We start from the raw sequence: 12,673 nt of genomic DNA on the forward strand, positions 1-12,673 counted from the left end.
GAAACCAAGTCTTCGGCTATACTGACCACAGCAGCATAGCTAGCCCCCGATGTGTCCACTTTCCGGGGGTCAGGCCCCTCAGTTAGAAAATTGTGAATTGGAACCTTAAGTTGATCTTCCGCACTGGTGCGCTTGTCGAGGTTAAGTTCTGATTCGATCTTGTGCAGGTTGGAAACAAGTTCTGTAGAGGCCTGAGAAAAGTTCTGCATGACTAGGCTCATTTCAAGGTCAGTGGAGGGATACGGCAGGTGTATGGGTAGTTCGTCCAAGAACACAATCCATGGACTGTTTACGTAGCTAGAGTCATCGCCCTTCATGCTAAGCGGCTATTGCCGCTAGGACTTGGTTCTCGCATGAGAGACTTGATTTGCGCATAAAGGCTGGGTCGAAGACCTTGATGCGGGCGATGCGGTTGAGAAGCTTATCTAACTTGTTGGTGCTGTCGTAGGCTTTGTCGAACTCCTCTTTGAGATCATCCATAAATAGCGGCTCGATGGTCTTGAGGATGTTGGGCACTGAAGTGTAGTGCTGGCCCAAGTTGGAGCGCTTGCCTGGTGCAACGACTGCCTGGAACATGGAGCCGAAGATGTCTGGGTTGATGTTGAGCCAAATCTGGCGGCCGAGCTCGATGAGCATCTCACGGGCTTTGGGGGAAAGCGCGGCACCGTCAGGTGGGCGTCGGCGCGGAAGAGACGGCCGTTGACATAAGGGAAGTCCGCCAAGTGGCTGGGCTTTTTCGTCGGGTCTGGTTCATCCAAGGCGGCAAACATGTCGCGGATGAAATCGGCGGTGTCGGAGCCATCTTCCAGCGTGTGCGAGCCTACCGCGTTGGTGAACTGATTCTCACCAAAGATTCCGGTGTCTTCGGCGAAGTAACAAAACAGCAGACGGGTGAAAAATACGTTCAGACCGTGCCGCTGTTCGGGGTCTTTCATGATGCTGGGGTTGGCGGAAGCGAGCTCATCGAATAGCGTGCCCATCTTCTCCGCAGCTTTGACATCCGCGTGGGATTCGGCGGTGTACTGGGCCTTTTCCATGCCGGCCCAAGGTAAGAAGAAGGTGAAATGCTGGTCAATTTCGCGCAGAGGGAACGTACGGTTCTCCCTAGTCTTCAGGTCGTACGCGATCATCTCCGTGTAATCGGTGACGATGACAAAGCGGGTGGCAAACTTCACCACCGTGGGGGACACACGCAGGCATTCAAGTTCTTCAAGAAGATCGCCGGTGGTCTCACGGAAGTAGACGATGTTTTTCTGGGCTACCTCGTGCTCGGGATCCTCAGCAATGTTGAGCGAGCCATTGCGCAGACGCGTGATATTTCCCTTGGAGCGGCCGTATGCGAGCATGAGATCAAAGATGAACTCGCGGTCATAGTCATCTTGCCCGGCAAGGGGCTTGATGCGTTCTTCGATTGCTTTGAGGTTGAGTCGTGCCACCTGAATCGTCCTTCGTCGATCTACGCCACTGGGAAGTGCATTTCAGTGGTTTGAAAAGCTAAAGATCGATTTTAGCCAAGCCAGCTACCTTGCGTCCCCGCAATGCCCACTAGTGTTATAGACCGAAGCTCGAATGCACCTTCACAATCCCCAAGGAGAACACATGACGCACCGCTCGGACGCAGGGCTCGATACGGCGAGGGAGCCGGCATCGTCAGGCACCGGTGTGCCGCAGGCCGGCAACCAGGAGGCGCGCCGGGCGGACCTGCGGCGGTGGAAGGCAATTGCGCTGTCGCTGCTTTTGCTGGCGGCGGTGATCTTTTTGGGGTGCTCGTGGTGGCAGGCATCGGAAAGCGGGGCCCCGGTGTGGGTCGGCTACGTGCGTGCGGCGGCGGAGGCAGGCATGGTCGGTGGTCTGGCGGACTGGTTCGCGGTGACTGCGCTATTCCGCCGGCCGATGGGCCTGCCCATCCCGCACACGGCGTTGATTCCGAATAATAAGGACCGCGTGGGCGATGCGCTGAAGGACTTCGTAGAGGAGAATTTCCTGACCGCGGATGCACTGAGCGCCAAGGTGCGGGATGCGGAGCTGCCGCTGTGGCTGGCGCGCCAGGGGGCAGAACCCGGCAAGGCAGAGGAAGTCTCCGAATGGATTGGCCAGCGCGCCGCCAGCGTGGTGGAGGACCTCGACCCTGCTGAGGCAGAGCAGTTCATCCGCACCCAGGTCATGGACCGCCTGGCGGAGCCGGAGTGGGGCCCGCCGTTGGGCCGGTTGCTGGAGGGCTATATCGCGGACGGCAAGGCGCGCCCGCTGGAGGATGACCTCATTGACTGGGCGCACAAGAAGATTCTCGGCATGGAATCGACGGTGGTCACGGCCATCGATGAGCGCATGCCCGGGTGGGCGCCGCGTTTTGCCCGCGAGATGGTGGGGGACAAGGTCTATAGCGAGCTCGTTAATTTCGCCGAGGAAGTCCGCCGCGATGGCAACCACGAGGCCCGCCTGGCCATTCGCCGCAACCTGTCCAAGCTGGCTGCGGACTTGCAATGGGATGCCGATATGCGCGAGCGCATCGAGAACATCAAGCAAGAGATGCTCGCCTCTGATCAGGTGCAGCAGGCGCCGGCGGCGATGTGGCGCACGATTTCCACCACGCTGATTGATCAGTTCAATGACCCGGAGTCTTTCCTGCGGCAGAAGATGACGGCCAAGGTGAAGGAATTGGCGCACCGTTTGCTCGAGGATTCCGAGTTCTTGGCCCAAGCCAATGACCTTGTGGACAAGGCCGCGCGCTACGCGGTGGAGAAATTCGCCCCGGAGATCATCGCGATCATCCCGGAGACCATCAAGCGCTGGGATGCGCAGGAGGCCTCGCAGAATATCGAGCTGATGGTGGGTAAGGATCTGCAATTTATTCGCCTTAACGGCACGATCGTCGGCTCTCTGGCAGGCTTGGCCATATATGCTGTTAATCATCTCATTTTCGGCGCCTAATGCGCCGGAATAATTCATCACACGGAGGTTTTCATGACTGAGAAGAAGAAGCTTTTTGATTCCCTGAAGGAAGCTGGCGCGTCCGCGCTGAATACCGCCAAGGATTTCGGTGGCCGCCTGCAGGAAGAGCGCGAGAATCAGGGTGCGCAGGGCGCAGGTGCGCAGGGCCCACAGGGCGAGAACGACGGCATGCTGGATAAGGCCACCACTACCGCCAAGCAGTGGGGCGCGTCCATTAAGAAGGCTGCGGAAGAAACCCGCGACTCGGAGGCTTTCTCTGAGGCCAAGGACAAGTTCGCGGATGCGTACCAGGAAACCCGCGAGGGCGTGAAGGACGCGTATGACTATGCCCAGGAGCGCGTGAACGAGAAGAAGAACGTGCCCAAGAACGGCAATTCCGCTGCTGCGGACAAGGACGATAATATTATCGATGGCGAAGTTATCGATACCGACGAACCCACGAATTAATTTGCATGTACCTCTTACTTGACATTGCCTATAATTTTCCCATCTACTTCTTCCAGGTCCTGACCATTACCGCCATCATCGGGGCAGTACTCGCGGCATCGACGCGCGAGGATGCGTTTCGGGCCGGCGACCGCAAAGGTAAATGGGTATGGGTAGGCCTGCTTGCGGGCTCGGCGGTAGCGATGGCTACCGGCCTGCAAATTTTGGCGTGGATTGGCACGGTCATCACCGGCATCTACTGGTTTGACGTGCGCCCGCAGCTCAAGGCCATCATCAACGGCGACTACAGTTACTAAGCATGAAAAATCTCCTGCACGCTTCCGCCGCCGAGGTCAGGGAGCAGGCCGCTGGGCAGCATGTGCTGGTCTCGCCGCACCACGTGACGGTGGCGGCGGCGGCAGAGCCGGCGGGCATTACCGCCGTGGCGGGCTATCCCACTGGCCGGCACCACACGCTCATCAAGGCCTCTGAGGCCCGCCTAGCCATCCAGTCCGGCGCGGACGAGGTGTGGGTCAGCGTTGATGCCACGCTTGCCGATGCCACCCCTATCCTCGCCGAGCTCGTCGCCATCCGCGAGGCCTGCCCAGACCCGGCCCGCGTGGGCCTCATCCTGCCGGAGACAGAACCGGCGCGGTCCCTCGCGGAAACCGCTGCCGCCCAGGCCGGTTTTCACAAGATCGTCATAGAAAAAGGCAGCGAGCTGTCCAGCTCGCTGCCCGTCGTAGAATTTCCCGCTCCCTAGGTCGGGCGCTTCTGCGGCGACGGTGTTAGGCGGCCTTCTTCTGTTCGCCGCTTTCGCCGGAGAAGTGGTCCATATCGTTCATCGGGACATCGGTACCGGTGATGGTCAGCGTGAGCTTGCCATCCCCCACGTCCACGGATTCGACCTGCATGTCATTGGCAACGAGCTGCTCGGACATGCCGTCCTGCAGGGCATCAGAAATGGCGCTGGTGGCCTGCTCAGGCAGCGACAGCCCAAAGATTGCGGCCTCGGTGGCATTGATCTCCAGCTTGCCGTCGCGGGCGGTGGGCTTGAGCGAAAGGCTGGCCAAACCGCCGCCAAATTTCACCTCCAGCTCGTCGCTCTGGTCATTCGCGGTGATTTCAGTGACCACCATATTTCCAATGGTTTCGCTACCGGATTGGTCTGAGATTCCTTTTTGGAAGCTGGCCAGCAGATAGTCATCCGGAACGGTGGTGGTGGCGCGGAGGAAACCGGCTACTGGGTTATCGGTATCCGTCGACATGTCTTCCACGTGGATTTCAGAGGCGGGTTGCCCCTTGATCTGCGATCCTTCGATCTGCAGGGTCGACGGCGTGGTCATATCCATTTGGGAAATCGAGCCGCGCAGCAGGCCAAAGAGGAGGGGGCTGCCGCCAAAGCTTACAGAGGGATCTTCCGTGACCTCGATGCCTTCTTCCTTGGCGCTATTTTTAAACTCCTCGGTCATCTGATTACCAATGAACCAGCGTAGGCCAAACTCGGCGATGAGGATGATAACAAGGAGCGCTACGAGGACGCCTACGACAATTTTCCACGCGAGCGATCCGCCCGATTTCTTTGCAGCCATGACTACCAGTGTGGCGCATGAGGCGGCCGGTGGCAATGTGTGCTGGATATTAGCGGGGTGCGATGCTCTCCCAGCTCACAGTGAGCGTATTATCGCGCAGCCGGCGGCGGGGAGGCTGGAGGCTAAAGGGGGCATCGGCAAGCAGGGCGTGTGCCATGCGCCACCGCACCCGCGGGCCGTGCGGGGCCCACCCGGCGGCGCGATCCCAAGCCCTATCGGCGGCCTGCAGGAGCTCGTGGATGGGCTCGCCGGGCACGTTGCGGTGGATGAGCACCTTGGGCAGGCGCTCGGCCACATCGGAAGGCCGAGCAACGTCGAAGGGATCCCACGCGAGCGTCAACGTCTTTGGGCCATGCTGATCGAGCAGGATCCACGCCGCGCGCCGGCCCAGTTCATCGCAGGTACCCTCCACGAAGAACCCGCCGGGGGCCAAGCGTGAGCACACCGTCTGCCACGCCTCCGCAACCTGGTCTACGTCGTATTGGCGCAGCACATTAAAGGCGCGCACCACCTGCGGCCGGTAGTCAGCGAGCTCAAATCCGCCTAGCTCAAAGCGGACGCCATCGCGCGGCGGCAGTACCCTGTCCGGGTGGATTTCCAACCCGCGCACATCCACGCGGGGGTTGATGCGGCGCAGCCACCGCGCCCACTCCACGGTGGTGGTATGGGAGGCGCCGTAGCCCACGTCGAGCGCGAGCGGGGTGCGCACGTGGCGCAGCAGGGCCGAAATCTCCGGGTGGGCTACTATCCACCTATCGCAGCGCCGCAGCCGGTTGTAGTTGGTGGTGCCGCGGGTAATAACGCCAAAAGGCCGACCCGCTGCTGCGCTGGCGCGCAGGTTATGAGCGTGGTCGGCCATGGGCGTGAAGGAATTCTAAGGGGTGAGTGCCTTAGGAGTTGTCAGAAATCCACTGTTCGGTCAGCTTGCCCTCGTTATCAAAGAGCTCTGCCAGGGATTCGCCCACCTTTGGCTCGATGGCTGCGCCCATCATCGGGATCTTGACGGAGATCTCGTTGGTGTAGGTCAGCTTGGTCATCTCGCCCTCGCCGGCCAGGGAAATCTCGCCCTTGAAGTCCACCGGGGTGCCCTTGACGTCTGCGGTGTAGTTGACGTCAGCGGCCTGGCCGTTGAGCTCGCCCACGGTGACCACGCGCTTGACCTTGAGGTCCTGCGAGACCATGGCGCGCACTGCCTCTGGCAAGAGGTTGGTCGGCAGGACCTCGTAGAGAGTTGCTACGTTATCGGAGAAATCGTGAACCTGGCCTGCCTCAGGGGAAAGGTTTGCCACGATGTACTCCCAGTACCCCTGGGTGAGCAGCGCCTTGTGAACCATGTCGATAGGCTGATTGATGGTTACGGTGTTTTCACTACGAGTTGACATGCTTAACAGACTACCTTGGTATACGTGCTTGATAAATTTTTTACGCAACAACTCACAGCAATCGACGGCGTAGACGTGGATCCCACGGCGAGCTTTGCCGATCTCACCACCTTGCGCGTGGGGGGAAAGCCGCGGGTCACGTTGCGTTGTTCGCGGCCTGAAGCAGCGGTTGCAGCACTGCGGTACCTCGAGAAAGAAAAAGTTCCTTTCATCGTGGTCGGCGGCGGTTCCAACCTGTTGGTTTCTGATGGCGAGGTAGACGTGGTCGCCGTCGTCCTCGACTTTGCCGTGGTGGACATGGATACCGAGACTGGCCTCGTGCGCGCCCAAGCCGGTGCGGTATGGGACGAGGTCGTGGCGGAATCCGTGGCACAGTCCCTGGGCGGCATCGAGTGCCTTTCCGGCATTCCCGGCACGGTGGGCGCGGTGCCCGTGCAAAACGTGGGTGCCTATGGAGCCGAGATTTCTGAGGTCTTGACCCGCGTGCGCCTGTATAACCTGCGCACCGATGCCGATGAGTGGGTTCCCGTCTCCGATCTTGATCTGGCCTACCGCTACTCCAACCTGAAATTCACCGGCCGCGCGGTGGTGCTCGAGGTCGAATTGCAATTGACCACCGATGGGCTGTCGCGCCCACTGCGCTTTGGGCAGCTTACCGATGCCCCCGGCGAGCGCCGCCCCGTCGCCCAGGTCCGCGAAGAGGTCCTCGCGCTGCGCCGCGGCAAGGGCATGGTGCTTGATGCCGCCGACCACGACACCTGGTCTGCCGGCTCCTTTTTCACCAACCCCGTGGTCGAGTCCAGCGTCGCTGATGCCGTCCAGGACAAGGTGCGCGCCACGCTTGGCGATGCCCTCGCCGACCGCATGCCCCGCCATCCCGCCACCGCTTCAGCACAGGGCGAACCGTCCCCGCACGAAAAGCTTTCGGCAGCCTGGCTTATCGATAACGCAGGATTCACAAAGGGCTACCCCGGCTCCGGCCCAGCAACGCTGTCCACCAAGCACACCCTGGCGCTGACCAACCGCGGAAACGCGACCGCCGCAGACATCGTCGCGCTGGCCCGCACGATCCGCGACGGCGTGCGCGAAGCCTTCGGCGTCGAGCTCGTGCCCGAGCCGGTGTGGCTGGGCGTATCCATGGACGAAGACTAGGCCGCACGCATATAAAAACGTCCAAAACAACCGCGTTCTTCTAAAATTCGTCCTCATTTTTGACGAAACGCGGTTGTTTTGGACGTAATCGTTGCTTGTGGCCGGCACAGGCAGCACGGGCGGCGCAAAAGCCGCCCCGGCGCAGTCTTAGGCAGCCATGACCTCGAGCCACTCCGGCTTGGCGTCCAAGAACTTGCGGGCCGCATCCTGTGCGCCCTTCAAGCTGTGGTGTGCGCCCCAACCGCACTGCTCCTCGTTGGCGGCGGGAACCTCGGTGGCGGTAAGGATATCGTTCAGCGCACCCTCAACGGCGCGCAGCAATTCATCCTGCTCCATGCCATTGGTAATGGCGTAGAAGCCGGTGCGGCAGCCCATGGGAGCAAAGCCGATGAGCTTATCGGTGTAGTTGCGCATAAAGTTGGCCATCATGTGCTCCACGGAGTGCAGCGCCTCCGTGTCCAGGTGCTCCTTATTGGGCTGGCAAAAGCGCAGATCGTACTTGATAATTTCTACGCCGCCGCCCAAATCGGTGCGGTCAGCCACGCGGATATAAGGCGCGCTGACGAGGCGGTGGTCGAGCTCGAAGGACTTGACGTTAATCTTTTCTTGGTTCTGTTCAGTCATACTCCCCAGCCTAATCGCTGCGAGTGTCACTTCCCAGAATAGATTCTTAAGCCGCATACGCTTCGTAACTATGAGTGCCTTGGACGATGCCCCCGCAACCGGCAACAAGCTAGCCCGGAAGCAGACTGCCCAACAGCAAAAGATTGTGCCAAGCACCGTTACCAGCCTGGTCACCGTGGAAAGCCCGGCCGCCGATGTTGATCCGTGGGCGCGTGGCAATCGTCTGTGCAAGGACAGCTGGGGCTTGGTGATGCGGCGCGTGTGGGCAGATTTCTTCCACGATGCCCTCATGGACCGCGCCGCCGCGATGACCTACTTCACCCTCATGGCCTTTGCCCCCACCGTCCTGGCGGCATATTCCATTGCCACGCTGATCTTTTCTTCGCGCCGGGGCGAAGTGGAGGCACTGACTGCGCAGTTCATCGATACGTACGTGCCCCGTTCTATGGCGGAGGAAGCCGGCACCATTGTCAGCTCCATTATCGGATCCACAAGGGAGGGTACGTTTGCGCTGGTGGTCTCCGTAATGATTTCGCTATTCGCCGCCTCGGCGTATGTGCGGGCTTTTTCGCGTACCGCCAATACGGTCTACGGACGGGTGGAAGGCCGCGGAACCATCCGCACATGGGCATTGATGTGGGCCATTACCGTGATCCTAGTCATCGGCGCGGTGGTGGTACTGTGTGCCAATTTATTGCGCGATACCGTCGTGGACAGCGTCATCGAGCCCGTGGCACTCCGGCTGGGGTTGCACGGCACAGTGGACTTTATCGGCGGCATTTTTATGCCCGTGTGGAATTGGTTGCGCTTCCCTATAACGGTCGTGGTGGCGCTGGCACTCATTGCCGTGTGGTACCACTTTGCACCCAACGTTCGACCTAGCCGCTTCCGCTGGATTACCTTGGGCTCGGTGGTAGCGCTTCTGACTAACCTGGTGGTGTGGGGCGTATTCTCCCTCTACATCAAGTATCTGGCCGGGGTGAGCATTTACGGGGCATTCGGTACGGTCATGGCGGTATTTATGACTGTCTGGCTGTCCAATACGATGCTGATTTTGGGTATCAAGATCGATGCGGAGGTCCTGCGCGCCAAGGAGCTACAGCTGGGGCTGCACGCCGAGCGCTATATTCAGGCCCCACCGCGCTCCGAATTCGCGGCGCAGCAGCAGGTGCGCGCGAAGAGGAAACTGGAAGAGCGCTCGGGGCGCATCTTTGCTGGTGCTACCCGCAGCGAGCACCGCACCCGCGCCGGGGAGTAGTTTCTCCGGCGCGAATTAGCGGGAAGCAACCTCTGCCATCAAGATCTCCTGCACCTGGCGGCGGCGCAGCTTGCCTAGCTGATCGGTGGGCAATTCCTCGCGCACCACGAAATGGCGCGGGACCTTATAGCGGGCCAGGAGGCCGCGGCAGTGCTCGCGCAGCGCTTCCGCATCGAAGGTGGCGCCGGGGTGGAGCACCAGGCAGGCGGCAACGTCCTCGGAACCATCGGCGCGCGGGACGCCTGCCACCGCTGCTTGGCCCACCGCGGGGTGGCTCAACAGTGCATGTTCCACCTCGCTGGGAAAGACGTTAAACCCACCGGTGATGATGACCTCTTTAATCCGGCCCACCAGCCGGAAATGGCCATCGGCCTCGCGCACCCCCATATCGCCGGTGCGCAGCCACTCGCCGTGGAATGCCTCCCGCGTGGCGGTGGGATTATCGAGATAGCCCGCAAAAACTTGGGGCCCGCGGGCGAGGATCTCACCGGGCGTGCCATCGGGTTGGCTGCGGTCCAGGTCACCCGGATCCCCGATGCGCAGGTCGGTATCGGCAAGCGGCTTGCCGATGGTCCCCACGCGCCGCCCCTCACCAAGCGGGTTAATGGTCAGCACGGGTGAGGCCTCGGTGAGCCCGTAGCCTTCGACGAGCATGCCGCCGGTGCGGTCTTGCCAGGGCTCGATGATGCGCGCGGGCAGCGATGCAGCCCCGGAAATGGCGTAGCGTACTCCGCCCAGGTCCGCGGCTGGTTCAGCGGCCTGCTCGTTCATGGCGCGCTCATAAATGGTGGGAACACCCGGCATCCACGTCGGGCGGCGCTGTGCCAAGGCGCTGACCACGGCCGCGGGGCGCGGGGAAGGCAGCAGGACGATCTCGGCGGCGCAGCGCATCGCGAGCAAGACGCTCATGGTCAGTCCATAGGAGTGGAACATCGGCAGCGTGGCGAGGAAGCGCTCGTGGCCGGGGCGCAGATCGACCTGGGCCTCCAATTGGATGCAATTGGCGGCGAGGTTGTGGTGCGTGAGCACCACGCCCTTAGGCTGGCCGGTGGTGCCGGAGGTGTAGAGGATAAGTGCGGCATCGGCAAGCGCGGCCTGGCGGTGGGGAACTGGGGCGCCGGAGAGGGGAAGGTGCACCTCCAAAGACACGGGGATCACCGTGCTGGCCAGGCCATCGACCACGGCGGTGACCTGATCCCAGACCAGGGCGATGCTGGCGCCGTGGTGGGCAAAGAGCGGGGCCAGCTCGTGGGCGGTGTACTGAGGGTTATGTTCGACTACGACCGCGCCCAGGCGCAGCACCGCGAAAAAGGCAATGAGGTGCTGCGGGGAGTTGGGCAAGACCAGCGCTACCCGGTCGCCGGGGCGGATTCCCATCTCCCGCAGGGCGCCGGCGGCAGCGGCGATGCGGGTATCCAGCTCCGCGTAGCTCAAGGTCTCGCCGCCGAAAAATGTGGCGGGACGGTCGGGGAAGTTGGCTACTGCGGTGGCGAGGAAATCCGTCAGCGTGGCTTCGTACTCGAGGTCTGACATGGTGGTTAATACTAAGCCTTCTGTTTGAGGAGATCGAGGAGATCCTGCTGCACCATGCGGCGGCGGACCTTGCCCAGCTGGTCCGAAGCCAGCTCCTCAAAGTGGTAGAAGGTGCGCGGAACCTTGTAGCGGGTCAGGCGCTCGCGGCAGAAGGATTTGAGGCCTTCTGGGTCCAAAACGGCGCCATCGCGCAGGATGAGACAGGCGACGACGTCCTCGGAGCCATCCTTGCGCGGGCGGCCCACCACGGCGACCTCCTTGACATCTGGGTGCTTGCGCACCACCTCTTCGACTTCGGCCGGGTAGACGTTAAAGCCGCCGGTGATGATGATTTCCTTGATGCGGCTAACCAGCTTGACCCAGCCGTCCTCATCCATGGTGGCCATATCGCCGGTGCGGAACCAGCCGTTGTGGAAGGACTCCTCGGTGGCCTTTTCGTTATTGAAATAGCCCTGGAAAATCTGCGGCCCGCGAGCCAGCATCTCGCCCGGCTCGCCATCTGGCTGGGTTTCATCGAGGTTATCCGGGTTGCCAATGCGCACCTCGGTATCGGGAAAGGGCAGGCCCACATAGCCCGGGCGGCGGTTGCCGTTCATGGGGTTGCCAATAAGCACGGGGGAGGTCTCGGTCATGCCGAAGCCCTCCACGAGGCGGCCGCCGGTCATGGATTCCCAGCGCTCCATCACGTCAACCGGCAGGGTAGCGGCGCCAGAGAACGCGTTGCTGATGCCGGCGAGATCCACGCCCTTGTCCTCGGCGGCGTCCATGATCTTCTCGTACAACGTGGGCACGCCCGGCAGCCAAGTGGGAGTGTGCTTCTTAATGATGTCCATGATGAGCGGCATCTGCGGGGACGGAACCAAGATCAGCTCGGCGCCGAAGTAGATGCTGAGCACGCACAGCGTGGTCATGCCGTAGGCGTGGAAGAGCGGCAAGGCGGCGAGGAAGCGCTGCTCGGTGGCGTCCATATTCGTCAGCCAAGCCTCGCCCTGCACGCAGTTGGCGATGAGGTTGCCGTGCGAAAGTAACGCGCCCTTGGGCTTGCCGGTGGTGCCGGAGGTGTAGAGGATAAGCGCGATATCGTCCTGCGTGACCTTGGCAATCTCGAGGTCCTTGCCGTCGCCGCCGATGGCAGAACCGATAAGCGTGGACCAGGCCACGGTATTCGGGGCCGCGCCGGTCAGTTGCTCGCGCTTGGCGGCCAACGGCGGTAGGGGAATCCGGAGCGCGAGGCGCTTGAGTGGTGGCATCGCGTCGATCATGTTGACGGACACGATGGTCTCCAGCGGGGTGGTGGCGCGAATCTTTTCCAAGGTGGTGGCGGTTTTATCCCAGGCGATGACCACGCGCGCGCCGTGGTCCTGGAAAAGCCCCTCGAGTTCGTGAGCGGTGTAGAGGGGATTGTGCTCTACCGCGGTGGCTCCCAGCAGCTGGATGGCATAAAACGCCACCACGTGTTGGGGGCAGTTGGGCATGACGATGGCGACCCTATCGCCAGGCCGAATGCCAAAGGCCTTAAGGCCCGCGGCGGCTGCGCGCACCTGTGCGTCTAGCTCCGCGTAGTTCTGCGTATTGCCAAAGAAGTAGGTAGCGGACTTATTCCCATTGATGCGGAGGTTATTGACGTAGTAGTCAACGATGGTTTTATCGCCATAATCAAGCGTGGCGGGGGTCCAGTCGCTGTAGTGCTTAATCCAGGCCCGGGATTCGTATGCAGACACGCGCTACCCTTTCGTTTGGTAAAGAAAAATATT

At 61.3% G+C, this 12,673-nt stretch carries 12 protein-coding genes and 2 pseudogenes; 6 read left to right on the plus strand and 8 right to left on the minus strand.

The genetic code is table 11. From position 1 onward, the window contains the following. A pseudogene (locus ABRP66_RS08295) lies at positions 1 to 209 on the minus strand (hypothetical protein); the annotation flags it as partial. 169 nt (positions 210 to 378) lie between these two features. Then, positions 379 to 1,436: pseudogene (locus ABRP66_RS08300) on the minus strand (type IIL restriction-modification enzyme MmeI); the annotation flags it as partial. A 163-nt stretch (positions 1,437 to 1,599) separates the two neighbouring features. Between ABRP66_RS08300 and ABRP66_RS08305 the strand changes: the two are divergent. From ABRP66_RS08305 to ABRP66_RS08320, 4 genes are read left to right on the plus strand one after another with little or no spacing between them, the layout of a single operon-like run. Continuing rightward, positions 1,600 to 2,931: a DUF445 domain-containing protein gene (locus tag ABRP66_RS08305; protein WP_284783246.1), complete on the plus strand. Its 1,332-nt coding sequence runs from the start codon at positions 1,600 to 1,602 to the stop codon at positions 2,929 to 2,931. A gap of 33 nt (positions 2,932 to 2,964) precedes the next feature. Further along, positions 2,965 to 3,399: a CGLAU_01105 family protein gene (locus ABRP66_RS08310; protein ID WP_349838561.1), complete on the plus strand. Its 435-nt coding sequence runs from the start codon at positions 2,965 to 2,967 to the stop codon at positions 3,397 to 3,399. Positions 3,400 to 3,404: 5 nt separating this feature from the next. Continuing rightward, positions 3,405 to 3,695, plus strand: coding sequence for a DUF2516 family protein (locus ABRP66_RS08315; protein ID WP_284770986.1), 291 nt, complete (start codon positions 3,405 to 3,407; stop codon positions 3,693 to 3,695). Positions 3,696 to 3,697: 2 nt separating this feature from the next. Then, the gene (locus tag ABRP66_RS08320) at positions 3,698 to 4,141 is read left to right on the plus strand and encodes a deoxyribose-phosphate aldolase (protein WP_284770987.1); all 444 of its coding nucleotides are present in this window, start codon (positions 3,698 to 3,700) and stop codon (positions 4,139 to 4,141) included. A gap of 25 nt (positions 4,142 to 4,166) precedes the next feature. Here ABRP66_RS08320 and ABRP66_RS08325 read toward each other — a convergent pair whose 3' ends face one another. The 3 genes from ABRP66_RS08325 to ABRP66_RS08335 are packed head-to-tail and all read right to left on the minus strand — an operon-like array spanning position 4,167 to position 6,352. Next, entirely contained in the window at positions 4,167 to 4,970 is an 804-nt protein-coding gene (locus tag ABRP66_RS08325) for an LmeA family phospholipid-binding protein (RefSeq protein ID WP_284770988.1), read from the minus strand. 49 nt (positions 4,971 to 5,019) lie between these two features. Continuing rightward, entirely contained in the window at positions 5,020 to 5,829 is an 810-nt protein-coding gene (locus ABRP66_RS08330; protein WP_284770989.1) for a class I SAM-dependent methyltransferase, read from the minus strand. A 31-nt stretch (positions 5,830 to 5,860) separates the two neighbouring features. Continuing rightward, the gene (locus tag ABRP66_RS08335; RefSeq protein ID WP_284770990.1) at positions 5,861 to 6,352 is read right to left on the minus strand and encodes a DUF2505 domain-containing protein; all 492 of its coding nucleotides are present in this window, start codon (positions 6,350 to 6,352) and stop codon (positions 5,861 to 5,863) included. A gap of 24 nt (positions 6,353 to 6,376) precedes the next feature. On the opposite strand from ABRP66_RS08335, the gene ABRP66_RS08340 reads away from it, so the two are divergent. Beyond that, positions 6,377 to 7,504 carry a UDP-N-acetylmuramate dehydrogenase gene (locus ABRP66_RS08340; RefSeq protein WP_284770991.1) on the plus strand — a complete coding sequence of 376 codons (1,128 nt, stop codon included), beginning with the start codon at positions 6,377 to 6,379 and terminating at the stop codon, positions 7,502 to 7,504. Between the two features lie 147 nt (positions 7,505 to 7,651). On the opposite strand, the gene ABRP66_RS08345 is transcribed toward ABRP66_RS08340, so the two are convergent. Then, positions 7,652 to 8,128, minus strand: a complete 477-nt coding sequence (locus ABRP66_RS08345) for an S-ribosylhomocysteine lyase (protein ID WP_023025084.1) — start codon at positions 8,126 to 8,128, stop codon at positions 7,652 to 7,654. Between the two features lie 70 nt (positions 8,129 to 8,198). Here ABRP66_RS08345 and ABRP66_RS08350 point away from each other — a divergent pair, with 70 nt between their 5' ends. Then, a complete protein-coding gene (locus tag ABRP66_RS08350; protein ID WP_284770992.1) occupies positions 8,199 to 9,386 on the plus strand; it encodes a YihY/virulence factor BrkB family protein in 1,188 nt (395 codons plus the stop codon). Positions 9,387 to 9,401: 15 nt separating this feature from the next. Here ABRP66_RS08350 and ABRP66_RS08355 read toward each other — a convergent pair whose 3' ends face one another. Together ABRP66_RS08355 and ABRP66_RS08360 are read right to left on the minus strand one after the other, a co-directional pair. Continuing rightward, the gene (locus ABRP66_RS08355) at positions 9,402 to 10,919 is read right to left on the minus strand and encodes an AMP-binding protein (RefSeq protein ID WP_284770993.1); all 1,518 of its coding nucleotides are present in this window, start codon (positions 10,917 to 10,919) and stop codon (positions 9,402 to 9,404) included. Positions 10,920 to 10,930: 11 nt separating this feature from the next. Then, complete coding sequence (locus ABRP66_RS08360) at positions 10,931 to 12,640, minus strand: long-chain-fatty-acid--CoA ligase (RefSeq protein ID WP_284783247.1); 1,710 nt, start codon at positions 12,638 to 12,640, stop codon at positions 10,931 to 10,933. Between the last annotated feature and the right edge of the window lie 33 nt (positions 12,641 to 12,673).

The organism is Corynebacterium sp. KPL2680 (assembly GCF_040225675.1).
Taxonomy (GTDB): Bacteria; Actinomycetota; Actinomycetes; order Mycobacteriales; family Mycobacteriaceae; genus Corynebacterium; species Corynebacterium rhinophilum.

Excerpts from the sequence above, each read along its gene's own strand:
- ABRP66_RS08320 (WP_284770987.1), top strand. The coding sequence starts at position 3,698 with ATGAAAAATCTCCTGCACGCTTCCGCCGCCGAGGTCAGGGAGCAGGCC.
- ABRP66_RS08305 (WP_284783246.1), top strand. The coding sequence starts at position 1,600 with ATGACGCACCGCTCGGACGCAGGGCTCGATACGGCGAGGGAGCCGGCA.
- ABRP66_RS08335 (WP_284770990.1), bottom strand. The coding sequence starts at position 6,352 with ATGTCAACTCGTAGTGAAAACACCGTAACCATCAATCAGCCTATCGAC.
- ABRP66_RS08355 (WP_284770993.1), bottom strand. The coding sequence starts at position 10,919 with ATGTCAGACCTCGAGTACGAAGCCACGCTGACGGATTTCCTCGCCACC.
- ABRP66_RS08310 (WP_349838561.1), top strand. The coding sequence starts at position 2,965 with ATGACTGAGAAGAAGAAGCTTTTTGATTCCCTGAAGGAAGCTGGCGCG.
- ABRP66_RS08345 (WP_023025084.1), bottom strand. The coding sequence starts at position 8,128 with ATGACTGAACAGAACCAAGAAAAGATTAACGTCAAGTCCTTCGAGCTC.
- ABRP66_RS08350 (WP_284770992.1), top strand. The coding sequence starts at position 8,199 with ATGAGTGCCTTGGACGATGCCCCCGCAACCGGCAACAAGCTAGCCCGG.
- ABRP66_RS08330 (WP_284770989.1), bottom strand. The coding sequence starts at position 5,829 with ATGGCCGACCACGCTCATAACCTGCGCGCCAGCGCAGCAGCGGGTCGG.
- ABRP66_RS08325 (WP_284770988.1), bottom strand. The coding sequence starts at position 4,970 with ATGGCTGCAAAGAAATCGGGCGGATCGCTCGCGTGGAAAATTGTCGTA.
- ABRP66_RS08315 (WP_284770986.1), top strand. The coding sequence starts at position 3,405 with ATGTACCTCTTACTTGACATTGCCTATAATTTTCCCATCTACTTCTTC.